This window comes from Streptomyces goshikiensis, from assembly GCF_014650555.1.
GTDB lineage: Bacteria > Actinomycetota > Actinomycetes > Streptomycetales > Streptomycetaceae > Streptomyces > Streptomyces goshikiensis.
The window spans coordinates 306,472-326,893 of record NZ_BMVE01000007.1; the positions used below are offsets into that span (position 1 = coordinate 306,472).

Genomic DNA, 20,422 nt, shown 5'->3' on the forward strand with positions numbered 1-20,422 from the left:
GGTCAGCCCCGGCTCGCGGGGACGGCGGGCGCGCTGCCCGGACCGGCCGCCGCGCCCGAGCCCGCGCCGACGCCCGCGACGGCCGGTACCCGCCGCAGCTCCCGCTCCGTGCCGCGCAGCAGCAGCGCGTCGCGGATCTCGCCCGAGCGCACCGCCAGCGTGGACAGCAGGGAGGAGGTGATGCCGTGGGTGTGCTCGGTGGCCGCGCCCTGGAGGTAGATCCCGGCGCGCAGCCGGCCGGTGGTCTCCACCCGGTGGTCGCGGCCGACGCGCAGCCGCCCCTGCCCGTCGGTGCGGCACTCCCCGGCGAGCTCACCGAGCAGCTCCAGCGGGTCGGTGGGCCGGTAGCCGGTGGCCAGGACCACCGCGTCGCAGTCGAGGGCGAGGGTCTCGCCCCCGGTGAGGGAACGCACGGTGGCCCGTACGCCGTTCCCGGTCGGGGTCACCGCGGCGAACTCGCTGGCCCCCATGATGCGCAGCCGCTGCGTGCCGCTCACCTTCTCCTGGTAGGCGGTCCGGTACAGCTGCTCGATCAGGTCCCCGTCCACCACCGAGTAGTTGGTGTTGGCGTGGTAGCCGAGCAGCTGGTGCTTGACCTCCTGGGGCGCACCGTAGAACGCGTCCACCGCGGCCGGGTCGAAGATCCGGTTGGCGAAGGGGCTGTCGTCGGCCGGGCTGTACCCGTACCGCCGGAACACCGCGCACACCTCGGCGTCGGGGAAGGTGCGGTGGAGGTAGTCGGCCGTCTCGGCCGCCGACTGGCCCGCCCCGACGACCAGGAACCGGCGGTGCGGACGGTCCATCAGCCCCGGTGCGCGGTAGAGCAGGTCGCGGTTGTGCCAGATCCGCTCGCCGGTCTCGATGCCCGCGGGCAGCCTGGGCTCCAGGCCCGTGCCGATGACGACGTTGCGGGCGCGCAGGGTGGTGGCGCCGTCCGCGCCGCGGGTGGTGACGTCGAGCTCGTCGACGGTACCGGGGGAGCCGGCGAGCTCCGCGAGGTCCGTGAGGCCCGCGAGGTCCGTGAGGTCCGCGGCGTCGGGGCCGGCGGCGGTGACCGAGGCCACCTCGGCGCCGTAGCGGACCTGGTCCCGGAAGGCGGCGGCGCACCAGCGGAAGTAGTCGTGGAACTCGATCCGGGTCGGGAAGAACGTCTTGTGGTTGACGAAGTCGGCCAGCCGGCCGCGGTCCTGGAGGTAGTGCACGAAGCTGTAGGGGCTTCCGGGGTTGCGCATCGTCACCAGGTCCTTGAGGAAGGACACCTGCATGGTGGCGCCTTCGAGCAGCATGCCCCGGTGCCAGCCGAAGCCCTCCTGCCGCTCGACGAAGGTGGCGTGCACCGCCTCACCGGACGTGCGCTGGGCGTTGTGCTCCTCGATGGCGATCGCGAGCGCCAGGTTGGCAGGGCCGAAGCCGATGCCCACCAGATCTCGGGTGCCCGGGACTCGACTCCCCGGAGTGGTCTGCGCGTGTGGTGCGGACATGCCCGTCCTTCCTCGGTCTCACCCAGTTAGTTAGGTAAGGCTGGCCTAACATCAACCCATCGTGGGGGTGCTGTCAAGTTGACCGAAACCCCCCGGGTGTCGACCACGCGGATGGCCAACTCACTTTCACGGCACCTGATATGGGCGGGCATGCCGAGAACCCCGGCGGCCTGGCCGGCCGGGGTCACGCGTCTCGGGGGGTGGGGTGGGTGTCAGTCGCGGCGCACGGGAGGGGAGGGGTGCGGCCCGTCGGGCACCACCGCGGTCCCGGTGTGCTCGTCGGCGAACACCTCCAGCAGTACGGCGTGCGGCACCCGGCCGTCGAGGACGTGCGCCATCCGCACCCCCGCCCGCACGGCCCGCAGACAGCCCTCCATCTTGGGCACCATGCCTCCCGCCAACCCCGGCAGCATGGCCTGTAGTTGACTGGCCGTCAGCACATCGATCACCTCGGTGCTGTGCGGCCAGTCGGCGTACAGTCCGGCCACGTCTGTCAGCATGATCAGCTTCTCCGCGTCCAGCGCCTCCGCTAGGGCGGCCGCGGCCAGATCGGCGTTGATGTTGTAGACGGAGTCGTCCCGGTCCCCCCGGGCGATGGGGGAGACCACCGGGATCCGGCCGCGCTCCAACAGCGCGCGCAGGGTGTCGGGTTCGACCCGGACGATGTCACCCACCAGGCCGATGTCCACCTCCCGCCCGTCCACCACGGCGGGCCTGCGCACCGCCGTCAGCGTACGGGCGTCCTCGCCGGTCATCCCGACCGCGAACGGGCCGTGCGCGTTGATCAGATTGACCAGATCCCGCTGCACCTGCCCGGCCAGCACCATTCGGACCACCTCCATCACCTCGGGGGTGGTGACGCGCAGCCCGGCCGCGAACTCGACGTCCAGGGCCAGTTGCCGCAGCATCGCGCTGATCTGCGGGCCGCCCCCGTGCACCACGACCGGCCGCAGCCCGGCGTAGCGCAGGGACACCACGTCCTGGGCGAAGGCCCGTTTGAGTTCCTCGTCCACCATGGCGTTTCCGCCGAACTTGACCACCACGGTCCGGCCCTGGAAGCGTTCCAGCCACGGCAGCGCCTCGATGACCGTCCGCGCCCGCGCCCGCTCGGGCGGCCGCCCGCTCACGGCGCGACCCCGTCCACCGGCAGCCCGAGGGTCTCGGGCAGGCCCAGCGCGATGTTCATGCTCTGCACCGCCGCGCCGGCCGTGCCCTTGGTGAGGTTGTCGACGGCGCAGACGGCCACCAGCCGCCCGGCCGCCGGATCCACCGCGATCTGGACCTGCGCCGTGTTGGACCCGAGGACCGCGCCCGTGGCCGGCCACTGTCCGTCCGGGAGCAGCCGCACGAAGGGCTCGCCGGCGTAGGCGGACGCGTACGCATCCCGCAGCCGCCCCGGTGTGGCCCCGGCCCGCAGCCGCACCGAGCAGGTGGCGAGGATCCCGCGCGCCATCGGGGCCAGGACCGGGGTGAAGGACACCCCGACCGCGGTGCCCGCCGCCGCGGACAGGTTCTGCACCAGCTCCGGAGTGTGCCGGTGGCCGCCGCCGACGCCGTACGGGCTCATCGACCCCATCACCTCCGCGCCGAGCAGGTCGGTCCGGGCCGTCCGGCCGGCCCCCGAGGTCCCGCTGGCCGCGACGACCAGGGCGTCCGGCTCCAGCAGGCCCGCCCGGTAGCCCGGCCACAGGGCCAGGGTGGCGGCCGTCGGGTAGCAGCCGGGCACCGCGATCCGGGTCGCGCCCTCCAGGGCTGCCCGGGCGCCCGGGAGTTCGGGCAGTCCGTACGGCCAGCAGCCCGCGTTCGGGCCGCCGTAGAACCGCTCCCACGCCCGCGGGTCCCGCAGCCGGAAGTCCGCGCCGAGGTCGATCACCAGGGTGGTGGCGGGGAGCGACGCGGCCAGCGCCGCCGACCGCCCGTGCGGCAGCGCGAGGAAGACCACGTCGTGCCCCGCGAGCCGGTCGGCCCCCGTCTCCTCCAGCACCCGGTCGGCGAGCGCGGCCAGATGGGGCTGTACGGAGCCGAGCGGCCGCCCCGCGCTCGTGTGCGCGGTGAGCGCGCCCACCTCGACTTCGGGGTGGGCGCCGAGCAGCCGCAGCAGCTCACCGCCGGCGTATCCGCTCGCACCCGCGACGGCTACCCGTACGGTCATCTCGGTCCGCCTCCGGGCGTGTTCGCAGCGATGGTCATCGGGCTTCCAGTTCGTTGATCAAGGTGGTGGTCGTACGGACGACCGCGCCCCGGGCCGCCGACCAGCGCAGCGCGAGCTCGTGCTCCTCGGCGGACAGGTCGGCCACGGCGTCGGCGACGACGAAGGGCTGGATGTCGTTCATGAAGGCGTCCGCGGCGGTCAGCAGCACTCCGGAGTGGGCGAAGAGCCCGCAGACGATCAGCTGGTCCCGCCCGGCCGTGCGCAGGATCCGCCCGAGGTGGCTGCGCAGGAAGGCGTTGTGGCGGGTGTTCGTGATGACGTGCTCGCCGGGTGCGGGAGCCAGCGCCGCCACGATGCCGCCGTCCGTGGCCGGCTCCGGCCCGGACAGCCGGTCGGCGAGGCCCGGGCGTTCCCGGCCGGGCGGCGGCTCGGTGCTGAAGACGACGGGCAGCCCCGCCCGGGCGGCGCTCTCGCGCAGCCGGGCGATGTTGCCGATCAGTTCGACCAGCGGTGAGCCCCCGGCGGGAAACGCCTGGACCAGGTGGTTCTGCATGTCGTGGACCAGGAGCGCGGATCGCCCCGGATCGAGCCGCCAGGGCGCGACGGAGTGCGGCAGCGCGTCCTCGGTGGGCATGGGGTAGTGCTCGGCCATCGGAAGTCCCACTGCCGCAATCCCCTCGGCACGGGCGGGTGTCCGCCTCGTCGGTAGTACTTAACTTAGCCTAACCTAAGTTTTTATGATCTTGCCATCGTCCCGTCCCGAGGGGGAGGTCCGAGAGCCGCCCGGCGGCCGTCAGTTGGCGGCGGCCGCCGCTGCCACCCTCGCGGCCGCCGGGGTCCTCAGCGGGCGCCGGTGTGCGGTGGTGGGGTGCGGTGTGTGCCCGTGGGGCGGCTTGCGGGGATGATCGGGGACATGTTCGTCGAGTTCCTGTCTGCCGCCGCCCTGGTCACCGTGCTGGTCTGCGCGGTGATCCGTCCCTTCCGCTGGCCTGAGGCCGCCTTCGCCGTGCCCGCCGCGGGAATCGTGATCGCCTCCGGCGCGATCCCGTGGGACCACGTGGCCGAGGAGGCCGAACGCCTCGGTCCGGTCATCGGCTTCCTGGCCGCCGTCCTCGTGCTGGCCAAACTCTGCGACGACGAAGGGCTCTTCCACGCCTGCGGGACCTGGATGGCCCGCTGGGCCCACCGGCGCCCCCGCAGGCTCCTCGGCGCGGTGTTCGGCCTCGCGTCGGTGATCACCGCCGCGCTGAGCCTGGACGCCACCGTCGTCCTGCTCACCCCGGTCGTCTTCGCCACCGCCTCCCGGATGGGCGCCCGCCCCAAACCCCACGTCTACGCGACCGCCCACCTCTCCAACACCGCGTCGCTGCTGCTGCCGGTCTCGAACCTGACCAACCTGCTCGCCTTCGGCGCGACCGGGCTCACCTTCGTCCGCTTCGGCGCGCTGATGCTGCTGCCCTGGCTGGTGGCGATCGCGGTCGAGTACGCCGTCTTCCGCCGCTTCTTCGCGGCGGACCTCGACGCGCCGACCCCCGGGGGCGAGCCGGAGGAGCCGGTCGAGATGCCCCTGTTCGCGCTGTGCGCGGTCGCCGCGACGCTCGCCGGATTCGCCCTCGCCTCGGCCCTGGGGATCGACCCGGCATGGGCCGCCGCGGCCGGAGCGGCCGTGATGGCCGTACGGGCCCTCGCCCGCCGCGAGACCACCCCGGCGGCGATCGTGCGGTCGGCCTCGCTGCCGTTCCTCGCCTTCGTCCTCGCCCTGGGCATCGTCGTCCGCGCCGTCGTCGACAACGGCCTCGGCGCCGCGCTCGCGCACGTGCTGCCCGAGGGCACCGGCCTGGCCGCGCTCCTGGGCATCGCCGCGGTGGCCGCCGTACTCGCCAACCTGATCAACAACCTGCCCGCCGTCCTCGCCCTGGTCCCCCTCGCGGCCCCGGCCGGTCCCGGCGCGGTCCTCGCGGTCCTGCTGGGCGTGAACATCGGGCCGAACCTCACCTACGCCGGCTCCCTGGCCACCCTGCTCTGGCGCCGGATCGCCCACCACCACGAGCACGAGGTCGACCTCAAGGAGTTCACCCTCCTCGGCCTCCTCACCACCCCGGCCGCGCTGGTCGCGGCGACCTGCGCCCTGTGGGCGGCGCTCCAGGTCATCGGGACCTGACCCGCGCGGCCCGGCCGGGGACCCCGGACCGGCCGCGGAGGCCGGACAGGCCGCAGGGGGCGGCCCGGTGCGAGACGCGCACCGGGCCGCCCCGGCGCCCGCCGGTGACGGCCCCTCAGGCCACCCTCGCCAGCAAGGCGCCGCCCGGGGCGCCGGCCCGCCCGCCCACTGCGGGACCCGCGGCCGGCGGGGCGGCGGGGTTCCCGGTGTCCGTGAGGAGCTCCATCAGGGAGGCCCGGGCACGCGCCACCCGGGAGCGGATCGTGCCGATCGGGCAGCCGAGGGCGGTCGCCGCCTCGGCGTAGGGGAGTCCGAGGACCTGGGTGAGGACGAAGACGTCCCGGCGCTCGGCGGGGATCGTGGCCAGGAGTTCGGCGAGGGCGATGCCGTCCTCGAAGCCGGGCAGGCCGCGGGGCTGCGTCTGTTCGGCGGCTGCCTGCCAGTCGTCCCGGTCGGAGATCTTCGGCCGGGCCGCCTTGTGGCGCAGGCTGTCGATGACGGTGCGCCGGGCTATGGACAGCAGCCAGGTCCGGGCGGAGGAGCGGCCCTCGAACCGGTGCAGGCTGCCCAGGGCGCGCAGAAAGGTCTCCTGGGTGAGGTCGTCCGCCGACTGCGCATCGGCACTGAGGTAGGCCACGTAGCGCCACACGTCTCGGTGCAGGGCGCGGACGAAACGGTCCACCGCGTCGGGATCGCCGTCGCGGGCGGCGAGCGCCAGCAGGGTGGTCGGCTCGTCCGGGCCGCCGGTGTGGCGTGCGGGCGTCGTCTCGGTGACGGTCGGACAGGGAAGCAGGGCAGGGGTCATCGCCTGATGTCCTTCTGGGAATCCGGGATCCGGGATCCGGCGCCGCGAACGCACTGCGGGCGGATCGGGCCGGTGAGCGGTACGGCCTGCCGGACGGCATGGCCGATGACCGAGGCGCGCGGCGGTGGGCCGGTGCGCGTCGGTGAGCCGGCTGTCAGATGACAGCGATCCCGACAGGTGGGCCCCGCGAGGTGATGGCGTGGGCGAGGAGGAGCCCGCGCGGCGGGCGGGAGCCGCCGTCCCGGCGCGCGGTCAGGCGCGGCCGGTCGGGCGGCGCGGGAAGCCGGAAGGCCAGCCGCAGGGGTACGAGGAGCCAGCCCGCTACGGCGCGCAGGACCCGGAACGCGCCCTGTTCCCCGTAGGCGAGCCAGAGGCCGCAGAGCAGCGCGGCGAGCAGGTGGGCGGCGAGCATGCCGACCGGTGACGCGGAGCCCATGGCGTGCCCGGCCGGCATGGCCGCGGGCATCGGCATCGGCATGGACATCGGCACGGCCGTGCCGCCCCCGGCCATCGCGTGCGCGGCCATGGAGTGGACGTGGCCGCCCGCGCCGGGCGGCGCGGCCGTGCCGCCCCCGGGCCCCGACGGGTGCGCAGCCGCCTGCGCCATGGAGAAACCGGTGTGCAGGGCGGCCTGGACGGCGACGGTCGCGGCGGTGACGGACACCAGGCCGCGTTCGCGGTCCGCGAGGACCCAGGCGGCCGCTCCGACGGCCGCGACGGCCACGGCCATCGCCCACCAGGCGACGGCGGTCCGCGACATGAGGACGTGGCCGAGGGATGCGAGCAGCACACAGGTGACCGCGAACATCGCGGCCCTGATCGCGCGGCAGTTCCGACCTGGGTTCATGGCTGACTCATCGTTGCACCCCCTCGGGACTGATCACCGGGGGGAGCCGGAAACTGATGTTAGATGACAAAATTTCCTGTGGCGCACACCACAACGACCGCGGGGAACCCGGCCGTTCGGCGGGCCGACTCCTCTCGTGGACCGAAGTGCCAGCCACGGGAACGGAGTCAGCGGTGGGGGAACGGACGGCGCCGGCGAAGGCGGCCGCACCAGGGGCCGACGGCCGGCTGACGGCGCTGCTCACCAGCGCCATGGCCTTCTCGATGCTGCAGTTGTTCCTGCTCGGAGCCCTGGGGCCCAGGCTGGTGCGCGAGTTGGGCGTGTCGGCGACCGTGCTCGGCCTGACGACCACGATCGGGTTCGGGACGGCGGCCGCGCTGTCGCCGGTCGGCGGCCGCGTCGTGGACCGGATCGGGCCCCGGCGCTCCCTCGTCGTCCTCCTGCTCGTGTCCGCGGCGGCCCTCGCGCTGATCGGGGCCGCGCCCGGGCCGGGATTCCTGCTCGCTGCCGTCGCCCTGGGCGGGCTGCCGCAGGCCCTCGCCAATCCCGCGACCAACAAGGCGATCCTGGCCGCCGTCCCGCCCGGCCGCCGCGGGCCCGTGACCGGGATGAAGCAGTCCGGTGTGCAACTGGGCGCCTTCGCCGCCGGGCTCCCGCTGGCCGCGCTGGCCGGCGGGATCGGCTGGCGCGGCGCCGTCTGGACGGCCGCCGCCACGGCCGCGCTCGCCGCGCTCTGGGCGCACCGCGCGCTGCCCGCCGACCCCCCGGCGAAGGCGGCGCCGCCGCGCTCCTCGCTCGTGCCGCGCGGCGCCATCGCCTGGCTGACGGTGTTCTCGCTCTTCCTGGGCTGTGGAATCGCCTCGGTCAACACGTACGTGGCGCTCTTCGGCGCCCAGGAACTCGGCCTGGGCCCGAACGCGGCCGCGGGCCTGGTGGCGGTGCTCGGTGTCGCGGGCATCGCGGGCCGGGTGGGCTGGTCGAAGGCGGCCCGGCCGGGGCGCGCCGAGTGGCTGCCGGGCTGGCTGGCGGGCGGGGCGGTGCTCGCGGCGGGACTCCTCGCCGCCGCGCCGTACGCGGCGCCGCTGGTCTGGGTGGCGGCCGTCGCCGTCGGGGTGTTCGCCGTCTCCGGCAACGCCGTCTCGATGGTGCTGGTGATGCAGCGGGCCGCCCCCGGCCGGGCCGGGCAGGACTCCGCGCTGGTCGCCGCCGGGTTCTTCGCCGGGTTCGCGCTCGGGCCGCCGCTCTTCGGACCGCTGGCGCAAGCGGGCCGGTACGGGCCCGGCTGGCTGCTGGTCGCCGCCGAGTTCGCCGCGGCCGGAGCCGTCGCGCTGACCTGGGCCGTCCGTGAACGGCGGCTCCCGGCCACGGAGGCCGCGGCATGACCCCGCCGCCGTGGGCCGGGCGCGCGCTGGCCGACGTACTCGACCGGGCCGCCGCCACCCGGGCGGAGGCCGGCGACCGGTTCCCGCTGTACGCCGATCCGGACACCGGCCGGTGGGTGACCACCGGCCGCGGTTCGTGGACCGGCGGCTTCTGGGCCGGACTGCTGTGGCTGCGGGCCCGGCACACCGGCGCCGCGGACGACCGGGCCGCCGCCGCCGCGTGCACGGCGCGGCTGGCCGGCTGGGTGGAGGCCGACACCTCCACGCGCGGGCTGATCCTCTGGTACGGGACCGCGCTCGCCGACGGCGACACCGGGGCGCGGGAGCTGCGGACCCGGGCGGCGCGGGCCGCGCTGGCCGCGCTCGACCCCGAACTCGCCCTGGTGCCCTGGGGGTCGGCCTTCGGCGGCCCCCGGCTGCTGGCCCGGGTCGACGGCGTGCCCGGCATGGTGCCGCTGCTCGCCGCCGAGGGCCCGAGGGGCGCCGAGGCCGCCGCCTCACACCTGTACCGGCACCTCGACCTGTGCCTCGGCGAGGGCGGGCGGGTGGTGCCCGCCCGGGCGTTCGAGGCGGCCTCGGGGTGGTGGGAGTGCGCGAGCCCGCCGGCCGGCTGGAGCCGGGGCCGGGCCTGGCTGCTGCTCGCGGTGGCCGACGCGCTGCACCGTCCCGGTGTTCCCCGGCGGACACCGGACCGGCTGGAGGCCGTGGCCGAGCGGCTGGCCACCTCGTGGACGGGGCCCGGCGCACCCCTGGTCCCCCCGGCCGACGAGGCCAGGCCCGACGGCCCGCTCGACACCTCCGCCGCCGCCATCGCGGCCGTCGCGCTGCTCAAACTCGCCCGCCTGCCGGGCCCCCGGGCGGCAGGGTACGCCTACCGCGCGACGGCGGTCCTGGAACGGCTGGTCGGCGAACACCTGACCCGCGGCATGCTGCTGGACGGCTGCTACGACGCGGAGCAGGGCACGGCCGTACGGCACGAGCTGGTGTGGGGCGACTTCTTCCTGGCGCTCGGCCTGGCCGCGCTCACCGGCCTGGCCGACGTCCGGGACGTCTGAACCGCCCCGCCCCGACAGGAGCTACTTTCCCTGGGCCCCGTACGCACGCAGCACCCGGCGGGCCACCGAGGTGACGTGGAGCTCGTCCGGGCCGTCGAGGATGCGCGCCGCACGCCCGGTGCGAAAGAGCGCCGGCAGCGGGGTGTCGGGGCCGAGCCCGGCCGCGCCGTGGACCTGGATGGCCGAGTCCGCGACCTGTTGCAGCATCCGGGCCGCGGCGACCTTCGCCAGACCCACCTCCACGTGCGCGTCCCGCCCGGCGGCGATCCTGTCCGCCGCCTCGTGGACCAGCGGCCGGGTGGTGCGCAGGGCCAGCAGCGCCTCGAAGACGTGCTGCTGGACGAGCTGGTGGTCCGCGAGCGGACCGCGTGATCCGGTACGGGAGCCCGCGCGCTCGCACATCAGGTCGAAGGCGCGCTGGGCCTGGCCGAGCCAGCGCAGGCAGCGCAGGGTACGGCCCAGCTGGAGCCGCTCGCCCGCGACGGCCAGCGCCCGCCCGCGCCCACCGATCAGGTGGTCGGCGGGCACGGCCACCCGGTCGAACTCGATCTCCCACTGGCCGGCGGCCCCGAACACGGGGAGTTCGCGCACGACGCGGAAGCCGGGGGAGCCGGTCGGGACCAGCAGGAGCGAGAGACCGCTCCGGTCGCCGTCCTCCCCGTCGGTGCGGGCGAGGACGGTCACGACATCGGCCTCGGCGGCGCCCGAGGTGAACCACTTGCGGCCGCTCACCCGCCAGCCGCCGTCGGCCTGTTCCTCGGCGCGGGTCGCGGTGAGGAAGGGGTCGGTGCCCGGCGTGCCGGGTTCGGTCATCGCGTAGCAGGCGCGCAGCTCCCCGGCGGTCAGCCGCTTCGGATACAGCTCGCGGACCCGGTCGCCGCCGTGGTTCCACAGCATCGTCACGTCCAGCAGGGGAGCGGAGCCCAGGGCCGCCGGACCGTGGTCGCTGGCCCCCTCGGCCTCGGCGATCCGGGCGTAGCGCGCCAGGGGGAGCCCCTGGCCGCCCAGTTCGACGGGCAGCGGGAGCGCCCACAGGCCCGCCTCCTTCGCCCCCTCGCGCAACCGGCGCAGGGCGGCGGCCGCCGCCGGTCCGCCCGCGTCGAGCACGGGCTCGCAGGGCATGACCCGGCGGCGGACGAACTCCGCGACCCGGTCCCTCAACTCCCCTGTACCGCAGTCAGGTTCAAGGCTGTCGCGGCCCGCGTCCCCTCGGTGCTCCACCAGTTTCCTCCACTCTGCCGGGAACCCATGGGAACGACTGTCCGACTGCCTTCCCGAGGAACTGGTCGGGTGCGCACCCGGTCTGGTTCCCGCGTACCGCACATCCGGGGCGCCGGCCACCGCCGCGCGCCAGGAGAAGAGGAGAGGCATGGCGTCACCAGCCATCACTCAGACCGCGCAGCCGCTCGAAGGGCTGCGGCTCGCCGCCTCGGGACCGCCCGAACTGGCCGGCCCGGCCGCCGCGCACCTGCGCCTCCTGGGCGCCGGCACGCAGACGGGACGGACCGGGCCGGGTGGGGACGGCGCGGCGCACCTCGCGCTGTCCGGTGCGGGGTTCAGCGCACAGAGCGCCCACGTCACCTGGGCCATGGACCGGGCCGGCGGCATCACCGACGAGGCCACCGTCCAGGCCGAGACCGGGATCATGGCCGTACACGGCAGACGCGACGGCGCCCCGCGCGGCCTCGCCGTCGACTACGCCGCCACCGCGACGGGCGTACTCGCCGTACAGGGGCTGCTCGCCGCACTGGTGGGCCAGGCCAGGGGCGGCCCCGCCGCCCGAGTGGACACCAGCGCCGACCGGGCCGGACTGCTCGCCGTGTCCCAGTACCTCGCGGCGGCCGGAGCCGACGAGGGCGAAGCCGCCGAAATCGCCCCCGGCGGACCCCCGTTCACCTCCGCCGACGGCACCCTGTTCGAACTGGAGACCCTGGACCCCGGAGCCTGGGCCGCGTTCTGGCGGGCCCTGGCGGCCCCCTCCGACGCCATCCGGGCCGGCTGGCGGCCCTTCCAGTTCCGCTACGCCACCGCCTGCGCACCCTTCCCCGGCGCACTGCACACCACCACCCGCGCCCACACCTGGCAGCGCATCCGGGAGGCCGCCGCGGGCACCGGAGCCGAGGTCTGCCGACTGCGGACCCTGGCCGAGCGCGCCGCCGAACACGACGGCGCCGCGCCCTGGGAACTGGCCCCGTACGGCTCCGGCCACCGCATCCCCCGGGTGACGCCCACCGTCGCGCGGCCGCTGGCCGGGCTGACCGTCCTGGAGGCCGGCCGCCGCATCCAGGCACCGCTCGCCGCCCACCTGCTGGGGCTGCTCGGCGCCGACGTCATCCGGATCGAGCCGCCGGGCGGCGACCCGCTGCGCGGCATGCCCCCCACCTCCTCGGGGATCTCCGCCCGCTGGCTCGCCCTCAACCGCGGCAAGACGGCCGTCGAGATCGACATCAAGTCCGCCGAAGACCGGCGCCGGCTCCTCGGCATGGCCGCCGAAGCCGACGTGTTCCTGCACAACTGGGCCCCCGGCAAGGCGGCCGAGCTGGGCCTCGACCACCAGGACCTGGCCGGCGTCAACCCCGCGCTCGTCTACGCCTACACGGGCGGCTGGGGGACGAACCGCATCGCCGGCGCCCCGATGGGCACGGACTTCATGGTGCAGGCCCGCACCGGCGTCGGCGAGGCCGCCCGCCCCCTGGGCGAGGTACCCGCGCCCTCCCTGATGACCCTGCTCGACGTCCTGGGCGGACTCGTGGGAGCCGAGGCCGTGCTGGCGGGACTGCTGACCCGCGAGCGCGGCGGCCGCGGAGTGCGCGTCGACTCCTCCCTGCTGGGCGCCTCCGACGTGCTCCTCGGCCCCGCCCTGCGCCGGGCCCGGCGCGGCCAGGAGCCCCGCCGCCCCGCCGGGTTCCGCCGGCCCCTGCCGACCGCCGACGGCTGGATCGCCCCCGCCGACGCCTGCGGGGCGGCCGCCGCCGCGTACGACCTCACGAGCCTGCCCACCGGCGCCGCGCTCGCCCAGCTGCGCACCCACGGCCTCACCGCGACCGCGGTCACCGCCGACCCCGCCGACCTGCACCACGACCCGCGCTTCGCCGGCTCGATCAGCCGCGACGAACACGGTGCGCCCGCCGTTCCCGACCCCTGGAGCCTCGTATGACCGTCGCACTGCACGACCTGCTGCCCGCCGGCCTGCGCCGCTCGTGGGCCACCGACGGCACCTGCCCCGACCTGGACCTCTACAGCCTCTTCCGGGCCCGCCAGATCGCCGACCCGCACGCCACCGCCGTCATCGACGCCAAGGGCACGCTCTGTTACACCGCCCTGGACCGCAAGGTGCGATGTCTGGCCACCGGCCTCAGGAACCTCGGCATCCGGCCGGGCGACGTGGTCGGCGTACAACTGCCCGGCGGCCGCGGCGCCGTGATCGCCGAGCTCGCCCTGGCCGCCCTCGGCGCGGTGGCGCTGCCGTTCCCGGTCGGCCGGGGCAGCCTGGAGGCCGAATGCCTGCTCCGCCGGGCCGAGGCCGTCGCGGTCATCGCCGCCGTCGAACACCGCGGCGACCACCACGCCGCCGGCCTGCGCGACCTCGCCCCCGCCCTGCCCGCGCTGCGCCACGTCATCGCCGCCGGACGGGCCGGAGCCGCGCCCGAGGGCACGGTCGCGCTGCACGAGCTGCTGCGCACCGACGCCACCGACTTCGTCCCGGCCCGCCCGGACCCCGACAGCGCCGCCCGCATCCTGGTGTCCTCCGGCTCGGAGGCGGAGCCGAAGATGGTCGCGTACTCCCACAACGCCCTCGCCGGCGGGCGCGGCAACTTCCTCGCCTCCCTGATGCCCGACAAGGCGCCGCCGAGATGCCTGTTCCTGGTGCCGCTCGGCTCCGCCTTCGGCTCCAACGGCACCGCCGTCACCCTGGCCCGGCACGGCGGGACGCTCATCCTGCTCGACCACTTCACCCCCGAGGCGGCCCTCGCCGCCGTGCGCGAGCACGCGCCCACGCACATCCTGGGCGTGCCCACGATGGTCCGGATGATGCTGGACCGGCTGGAGCGCAGCGGCTCCGAAGACGGCGCGCTGCCGTCCCCCACGGCCCTGGTCCTCGGCGGCTCGGCCCTGGACGAGACCACGGCGCGCGCCGCGAGCCGGGCCTTCGGCTGCCCGGTCGTCAACCTCTACGGCTCGGCCGACGGCGTCAACTGCCACACCGGGCTCGGCCACGAGGTCCCGGACGCGGACGGCGCGGGCGTGGTGGCCGGCCGCCCCGACCCCCGGGTCGCCGACATCCGCATCACCGACCCGCGCACGCACGAGAAGCTGGCCGACGGGGAGATCGGCGAGATCATCGCGCGCGGCCCCATGACCCCCATGTGCTACGTCGCCTCCCCCGACCTGGACGCCCGCTACCGCACCCCCGAGGGCTGGGTCCGCACCGGGGACCTCGGCCTGATCGACGGCGGCGGCGTCCTGCACGTCGTCGGCCGCCTCAAGGACATCGTGATCCGCGGCGGCGCCAACATCAGCCCCGCCGAGGTCGAGCGGCAGCTGGGCTCCCACCCGCAGGTACGGGACGTCGTGTGCGTCGGCGTGCCCGACGAACTGATGGGGGAGCGCCTCGCGGCGTGCGTCGTGGCGCGCGGCGCGCAGCCGCCCACTCTCGACTCGCTGACCGGCCACCTCACCCGGCGGGGACTGGAACGGCGCAAGCACCCCGAACACCTCCTGGTGGTCGCCGAACTCCCGCTGACCCCGGCCGGCAAGCCCGACCGCGCGGCCCTGCGCGAGCGCCTGGCGCACGCCCCGCTCGCCGTCCCCGCGGCGCCCCCCGCGCCCCCGCTCACCCGCGCGAGCTGACCCCGCCGACGGCGCGGCGGCGCCAGGACCCCTCCACGTAGCGCGCGAAAGGGCGGGCGAGCACTCCCGGTGCTCGCCCGCCCTCTCTTTCGTCCCTGCGTCAGGAGGCGCCCATGGCCTTCTTCAGTTCCGCCGCCGCGTTGCGGTAGACCGGCAGCAGGTCGAGGTCGTTCCCCGGATAGTTGACGATCTTCACCTGCCTGGCGCCCGAGTCGGGCAGGACCGTCCCGGTCGACATGTGCGCGTTGTCCAGCACCAGGGCCGGCTTCTTCGCGGACAGCTCGGCGAGCTGCGCCGGGGTGACGGCCTCGGGCCCGTACGTGCCGACGGGGGTCGCGCCGGACAGCTTCGCGGACCAGACGGTGAACACCTGACTGACCACCACCGGGCTCTTCCCGCCGGGCCAGGCCCCCTGGGCGTCCTTCGACAGCTTCGCGTACTCCGTGTCGAAGGAGGCCGTCCACTTCGCGGCGGCGTCCTCGGTGCCGAACAGCTTGCCCAGCCGGGCCACCTCGGTCTTGACCTTGTCGGCGTCGTTGTCGAGGTTCACCTCGACCAGCTCGGCCTTCGAACCCGCCGCCTCCTTGATCTTCGCCGCGTACGGTTCGAAGGGCGCGTACAGGACGAAGTCGGCCTTGCCGACGGCGGCGAGGTCGGAGGGCTTCGGATCGTAGTCCGGGGCGTGGTGCACGGACTGCGGGACGATCACCTTGATCTCCTCGGCGCCGGCGGCCTTGGCGAAGGCGCCCTCCCACGTGGTGGTGACCACCACGACCGGCTTCCCGTCGTGGCTGTTCTTGCCGTCCTTCGATCCGGTGTCGCCGCCGCCGTTCCCGCAGCCGGTGACGAGGGCCAGAGCCGCACTCAGTGCGAGGAAGGAAGCGAATCGGACGCGGGTGCGCGCCATGTGCTGATTCTCCGTTCGGGGATGAGATGGACCGCGAGGACGAGCGTCCCGGCGGTGAGGACGAGGACCGGCCCGGGGGGCCAGTCGAGCCAGAGGGCGATCAGGAACCCGGTCAGGTTCACGGCGACCCCGATGCCGACCGCCCACAGGGTGATCGACCTGAGCGAGGTGCCCAGGCGGCGCGCCGCGAGCGCCGGCAGCAGGGTGAGGGCGTCCACCAGCAGCGCGCCGGTGAGCTTGATCGCCCCGGCGACCGCCACCGCGACCAGCACCAGCAGGACGGCGGTGAGCAGCCGGACCGGAACACCGGAGCACTGGGCGAGCTCCCGGTCGTACAGCAGCAGCGCCACCTCGCGGCGCCGCCACCAGAACAGCGCGGGCACCAGGGCGGCCAGCGCGCCCAGCACCACGAGATCGGCGGTGCCCACGGACAGGATCGAGCCCCACAGCAGCGCGAACGCCCCGGAGGCGTTGACCCCCGACACCGCCAGCAACAGCAGCGCCGCGGCGATGGCCAGGCTCATCAGCAGCCCCATCGCCCCGGACAGCCCGTCCGGAGTGCGGGCGAGCGGGGCCACCCCCGCCCCGGCCAGGGCGCACGCCACCAGCGCGCACAGCATCGGGTCGAGCCCGGTCAGCAGCCCGACCGCGATGCCCAGCAGCGCGACGTGCATCATCGCGAAGCGCACCGGCATGATGTCGAGTCCCACGATCACCACCCCGATCACGGGCAGGCCGACCGCCGCCAGCAGCAGGGCCATGCCCGCCCGCTGGACGGGGACCAGCTGCAGCAGCTCGCCGACGTCGGCCGTCGCGAGGATCACGCGACCTCCCGCAGCCGGCCCGCGGCCATCTCCAGCACCCGGTCGCAGCGCTCGGCGAGGGCCCGGTCGTGCGTCACCACGATCAGCGTCACCGGCAGCGACGCCAGTACGTCGGCCGCCTCCTCCTGCCCGCCGAAGTCCAGCGCGGCGGTCGGCTCGTCGGCGAGGAGCACCTCGGCGCCCGCCGCGACCGAACCGATGGCCCGGGCCAGGTACATCCGCTGCAACTGGCCCCCGGAGAGGGTGTGCAGCGGCCGCTCGACCAGCGAGCCGACCCCCAGCTTCCGCGCCGCTTCGGCGGCCTCCGCCGGTGCGCCCCCGCTGGCCAGCAACTCGTCCCCGAGCAGCGGGAACCGGCCGGCCGCCGGCTTCTGCGGGATCCAGGCGCAGGACCGCCGCCGCCACGCCCACTCGGCCGCCGAGCCGGTGCCCCGGCCGCCGACCAGGATCGAACCGCTGACCTGCCGGTGCAGCCCGAGGACCGCCCGCAGCAGCGTGGTCTTGCCCGAACCGTTGGTCCCGGTCAGGGCCACGCGCTCGCCCGCCGAGATCTTCAGGTCCACGTCGGCGACCGCTTCGACCCGGCCATGGCGGCAGGCGACCCCCCGCATGTGTACGTCCAGTCCGCCCATTCCACGCCCCTTCCCCGCTCCGTGCTCCGTCGCCAGGTGCCGGCGGCGGGTGGCCCGCCGCCCTTCACTCCGCGTTAGTCGGGCGCGGGAGGCTTCCAGTTCCGGCGGGCGGCACATCCGTCACCGGCGCCGCCGCGAGGGCAGGTCCGCGGCGGGCACGGTCAGCTGCCGGGCCGCACCACCACGGCCAGCACCTCGACCGGCGCGCTGTGGCGGAAGTGGAGGACGAACGGCACCACCTCGCCCGCGCGCCAGCGGGAGTTCATCCGGGTCATGACGCTCACGTCGAAGGGAGACATGGCCAAGGTGGCGCCCGCGGGGACCCGGACGGATTCCGTCATCCGCATGGTGTCGGCCCCGCGGCCCGAGCTCTCGTGCCGGCTCAGCATCGTCCTCCCGACGGAGTCCGAAGGAGAGGTCACCTTCGTCAACCGGTCCTCGCCGCCGCCGATGTTGGTCACCTCGAAGAAGGCGGCCGTGTCCCGGCTGTTGCCGTACGGCAGGAAGACGCGGCCGTTGCCGGCGGCGATCCGCGGGGGACTGCCCGCGGCGCCGGAAGCGGTCCACACGGTCAGCCCCGCCAACGCCACCCACCGAACAGGCGGCCAGCGGGGCGATCGCGGCCGACAGCGCCTCGCCCACCCGCCGCCGCGCCGGGCGCGGACCGCCCCGGCCCCCAGCCGAACTCGCTCCTGTCATCGCCCCGCACCTTCCACCCGTACGCCCGGCCCCGTCCGCCGGGCGCGCGGCGACGGCTGCCAGGTCCGCAGCCTCAGACTGTTGCCCACCACCAACAGGGAACTCACCGACATCGCGGCCGCCGCAGCCATCGGGCTCAGCAACCCCACCGCGGCCAGCGGCAGCGTCACCGCGTTGTAGCCGAAGGCCCACACGAGGCCCAGCCGGATCGTCCCGAGCGTCCGCCTCGCCAGCAGGACGGCGTCGGCGACCGCCTCGATGTCGCCGCGCACCAGCGTGACGTCGGCGGCGCCGATGGCCACGTCCGTTCCGCTCCCCATCGCGATGCCGAGGTCGGCGCCGGCCAGGGCGGCGGCGTCGTTGACCCCGTCGCCGATCACCGCGACCCGCCGCCCCTGCTCCCGCAACTCCCGCACCAGCTCGGCCTTGTCCTCGGGCGAGCAGCCCGCACGCACCTCCTCGATCCCGAGCGCGGCCGCGACATGGGCCGCGGCGGCCGCGCGGTCGCCGGTGGCCAGCACCGGCCGTACCCCCAGGCGCCGTATCCGGTCGACGGCCCGGTAGCTCCCGGGGCGCAGGACGTCGCCGACGCAGACCAGGGCCTGGTCCACCCCGTCCACCCGGACCAGGACCGCAGTCCGCGCGGCGGCCTCCGCCTCGGCCAGCGCCGCGGCCAGCGACGGATGCGCATCCGCGCCGGCGGCGCGGACCTCGACCCGGTGCCCCTCCACCACCCCGGTCACACCGACACCGGCGGTGGCCCGGAAGCCGGTCACCTCGGGGAGCGGCAGACGGGGCAGCTGCTGCCCGCAGTACGCGACCACGGCGCGGCCCAGCGGATGTTCGGAGCCCCGCTCCACCCCGCCGGCCAGCCACAGCGCCCGCTCCCGCCCGATCCCGCCGGGCACCGCGGTCACCCGGGCCACGGTCATCCGGCCGGTCGTCAGCGTGCCCGTCTTGTCCAGGACCACCGTGTCGACGTGCCGCAGGGTCTCCAGCGCCCGGGGCCCGCTGACCAGCACCCCGAGCCGGGCACCCCGGCCGGTCGCCGCCAGCAGGGCGGTGGGCGTCGCCAGCCCCAGCGCGCAGGGGCACGCCACGACCAGGACCGCGACACAGGCCGTCACGGCCGCCTGCGGATCGGCCCCCGCGCCGAGCCAGAAACCGAGCACGGTGACGGCCAGGGCCAGCACCACCGGAACGAAGGCACCCGCCACCGTGTCCGCCAGGCGCTGCGCCCGCGCCTTGCCGGCCTGTGCCTCGGTGACCATGCGGGTGATGCGGGCGAGCCGGGTGTCCGCGCCGACCTCGGTGGCCCGGACGACCAGCAGGCCGCCCGCGTTGACCGCACCGCCCACCACCGGGCGGTCCGGGCCCACCTCGACGGGCTCGCTCTCGCCGGTGACCAGGGAGAGGTCGAGCGCCGAACTCCCGGAGACCACCACCCCGTCCGTCGCGACCCGTTCGCCCGGCCGGACGATGAACTCCTGCCCCACCCGCAACCGTTCGATCGGGACGAGCCGCTCGGCGCCGCCCTCCCGTACGGTCACGTCCTTGACGGCCAGCCCGGCGAGCGAGCGGAGCGCCTCCCCCGTGCCGTGGCGGGCCCGGGACTCCAGGAAGCGCCCCGCGAGGACGAACAGCGGCACCCCGACCGCGGCCTCCAGGTAGACGTGGGCGACCTCCCCGCCGGCGGAGGGCAGCAGGGTGAAGGGCATCCGCATTCCCGGTGTGCCCGCGCCGCCGAGGAACAGGGCGTACGCCGACCAGCAGAAGGAGGCGGCCACGCCCAGGGACACCAGGGTGTCCATCGTCGCCGCCGCGTGCCGCAGCCCGCGCACGGCCCGGACGTGGAACGGCCACGAGCTCCAGACGACGACCGGCGCCGCCAGCACGAAGCACAGCCACTGCCAGTTGCGGAACTGCAGGACCGGCGCCATCGACAGCACCAGGACCGGGACCGACAACAGGGCGGTGACCAGCAGCCGTTGCCGCTCCTCACGATCGCCGCCGGACCCCGGTGATCCCGCCGGATCCGACGCATTCGGCGGCTGCGCTCGCTCCGGCGGGGGCGGAGCGGGCAGTTCCGCGCTGTAGCCGGCCCGCTCGACCGCCGCGAGGAGGTCTCCCACCGTGACGGCCGCGGGATGGCTCACCCTGGCCCGCCCGGTGGCCAGGTTGACCGTGGCGCTCACGCCCTCGATCCGGGCGAGCCGCTTCTCGACCCGGTTCACACACGCCGCGCAGGTCATACCGCCCACGACCAGATCGGTGCTCGCCAGGGTGTCCGTCCGCTCCGCCGTCACCGGGCGCCGCCCGTACCGCCGTGCCCGTGCGGCCCCAGGGGGCCCCGCTCGGACCCGGTGCTGCCAGGGTCCGAGGAGCGCATGCCGGGCGCCACCGGACCGGCCGCCGCCCCCACCGCGTACGACCCGGCGAACATCAGCCCGAGGAGCACCACGAACCCGACCAGCGCCGGCGGCGGCGCCCATCTCGCGGCGCCGCCCGCTGCCGGGGCTGGGGACTGCGGCCGCTGCGTCATCGTCACTCCGGGATCTCGTACTCGGCGCCTTCCGTGACGTAGTCGTACGGGCCCGGGCGGAAGTTCCCGGTCAACCGGTGGCGA

At 75.5% G+C, this 20,422-nt stretch carries 18 protein-coding genes; 5 read left to right on the forward strand and 13 right to left on the reverse strand.

The window, feature by feature from the left end; translation table 11 throughout:
* Positions 1–2: 2 nt before the first annotated feature.
* The 4 genes from IE248_RS22290 to IE248_RS22305 all read right to left on the reverse strand — a co-directional run bounded on the left by IE248_RS22290 (position 3) and on the right by IE248_RS22305 (position 4,297).
* Positions 3–1,481, reverse strand: coding sequence for a lysine N(6)-hydroxylase/L-ornithine N(5)-oxygenase family protein (locus IE248_RS22290; protein ID WP_190031500.1), 1,479 nt, complete (start codon positions 1,479–1,481; stop codon positions 3–5).
* 212 nt (positions 1,482–1,693) lie between these two features.
* Positions 1,694–2,608, reverse strand: coding sequence for an acetylglutamate kinase (gene argB, locus IE248_RS22295; protein ID WP_190031501.1), 915 nt, complete (start codon positions 2,606–2,608; stop codon positions 1,694–1,696).
* Entirely contained in the window at positions 2,605–3,633 is a 1,029-nt protein-coding gene (gene argC / locus IE248_RS22300) for an N-acetyl-gamma-glutamyl-phosphate reductase (RefSeq protein ID WP_190031502.1), read from the reverse strand. Before argC ends, argB begins: the two co-directional genes overlap by 4 nt.
* A gap of 34 nt (positions 3,634–3,667) precedes the next feature.
* A complete protein-coding gene (locus IE248_RS22305) occupies positions 3,668–4,297 on the reverse strand; it encodes an isochorismatase family protein (RefSeq protein WP_308438167.1) in 630 nt (209 codons plus the stop codon).
* 249 nt (positions 4,298–4,546) lie between these two features.
* On the opposite strand from IE248_RS22305, the gene IE248_RS22310 reads away from it, so the two are divergent.
* A complete protein-coding gene (locus IE248_RS22310) occupies positions 4,547–5,794 on the forward strand; it encodes an arsenic transporter (RefSeq protein WP_073794064.1) in 1,248 nt (415 codons plus the stop codon).
* Between the two features lie 115 nt (positions 5,795–5,909).
* On the opposite strand, the gene IE248_RS22315 is transcribed toward IE248_RS22310, so the two are convergent.
* Both IE248_RS22315 and IE248_RS22320 read right to left on the reverse strand, forming a co-directional pair.
* A complete protein-coding gene (locus tag IE248_RS22315; RefSeq protein WP_190031503.1) occupies positions 5,910–6,599 on the reverse strand; it encodes a sigma-70 family RNA polymerase sigma factor in 690 nt (229 codons plus the stop codon).
* A gap of 154 nt (positions 6,600–6,753) precedes the next feature.
* Entirely contained in the window at positions 6,754–7,446 is a 693-nt protein-coding gene (locus tag IE248_RS22320; RefSeq protein ID WP_190031504.1) for a hypothetical protein, read from the reverse strand.
* A gap of 251 nt (positions 7,447–7,697) precedes the next feature.
* Between IE248_RS22320 and IE248_RS22325 the strand changes: the two genes are divergently transcribed.
* Both IE248_RS22325 and IE248_RS22330 read left to right on the forward strand, forming a co-directional pair.
* Complete coding sequence (locus IE248_RS22325; protein ID WP_190031542.1) at positions 7,698–8,828, forward strand: MFS transporter; 1,131 nt, start codon at positions 7,698–7,700, stop codon at positions 8,826–8,828.
* Positions 8,825–9,883 (forward strand): sugar ABC transporter permease, encoded by a 1,059-nt coding sequence (locus IE248_RS22330; RefSeq protein WP_190031505.1) that lies wholly within the window; start codon positions 8,825–8,827, stop codon positions 9,881–9,883. The genes IE248_RS22325 and IE248_RS22330 overlap by 4 nt, the downstream gene beginning before the upstream one ends.
* 21 nt (positions 9,884–9,904) lie before the next feature.
* Here IE248_RS22330 and IE248_RS22335 read toward each other — a convergent pair whose 3' ends face one another.
* On the reverse strand, positions 9,905–11,044 hold the full coding sequence (locus IE248_RS22335; protein ID WP_308438168.1) for an acyl-CoA dehydrogenase family protein: 1,140 nt from the start codon (positions 11,042–11,044) through the stop codon (positions 9,905–9,907).
* Between the two features lie 208 nt (positions 11,045–11,252).
* Between IE248_RS22335 and IE248_RS22340 the strand changes: the two genes are divergently transcribed.
* Both IE248_RS22340 and IE248_RS22345 read left to right on the forward strand, forming a co-directional pair.
* The gene (locus IE248_RS22340; RefSeq protein ID WP_190031506.1) at positions 11,253–13,040 is read left to right on the forward strand and encodes a CoA transferase; all 1,788 of its coding nucleotides are present in this window, start codon (positions 11,253–11,255) and stop codon (positions 13,038–13,040) included.
* Positions 13,037–14,734 (forward strand): class I adenylate-forming enzyme family protein, encoded by a 1,698-nt coding sequence (locus tag IE248_RS22345; protein WP_190031507.1) that lies wholly within the window; start codon positions 13,037–13,039, stop codon positions 14,732–14,734. Before IE248_RS22340 ends, IE248_RS22345 begins: the two co-directional genes overlap by 4 nt.
* A 100-nt stretch (positions 14,735–14,834) precedes the next feature.
* On the opposite strand, the gene IE248_RS22350 is transcribed toward IE248_RS22345, so the two are convergent.
* The 6 genes from IE248_RS22350 to IE248_RS22375 form a co-directional block, all read right to left on the reverse strand.
* Positions 14,835–15,641: an ABC transporter substrate-binding protein gene (locus IE248_RS22350; RefSeq protein WP_190031508.1), complete on the reverse strand. Its 807-nt coding sequence runs from the start codon at positions 15,639–15,641 to the stop codon at positions 14,835–14,837.
* On the reverse strand, positions 15,599–16,465 hold the full coding sequence (locus IE248_RS22355) for a metal ABC transporter permease (RefSeq protein WP_268254099.1): 867 nt from the start codon (positions 16,463–16,465) through the stop codon (positions 15,599–15,601). Before IE248_RS22355 ends, IE248_RS22350 begins: the two co-directional genes overlap by 43 nt.
* The gene (locus IE248_RS22360; RefSeq protein WP_037794121.1) at positions 16,462–17,097 is read right to left on the reverse strand and encodes a metal ABC transporter ATP-binding protein; all 636 of its coding nucleotides are present in this window, start codon (positions 17,095–17,097) and stop codon (positions 16,462–16,464) included. Before IE248_RS22360 ends, IE248_RS22355 begins: the two co-directional genes overlap by 4 nt.
* 161 nt (positions 17,098–17,258) lie before the next feature.
* Positions 17,259–17,666, reverse strand: coding sequence for a copper chaperone PCu(A)C (locus IE248_RS22365; protein ID WP_308438169.1), 408 nt, complete (start codon positions 17,664–17,666; stop codon positions 17,259–17,261).
* A gap of 126 nt (positions 17,667–17,792) precedes the next feature.
* Complete coding sequence (locus IE248_RS22370; protein WP_190031544.1) at positions 17,793–20,048, reverse strand: heavy metal translocating P-type ATPase; 2,256 nt, start codon at positions 20,046–20,048, stop codon at positions 17,793–17,795.
* Between the two features lie 50 nt (positions 20,049–20,098).
* A complete protein-coding gene (locus IE248_RS22375) occupies positions 20,099–20,338 on the reverse strand; it encodes a hypothetical protein (protein WP_100583011.1) in 240 nt (79 codons plus the stop codon).
* Positions 20,339–20,422 lie beyond the last annotated feature (84 nt).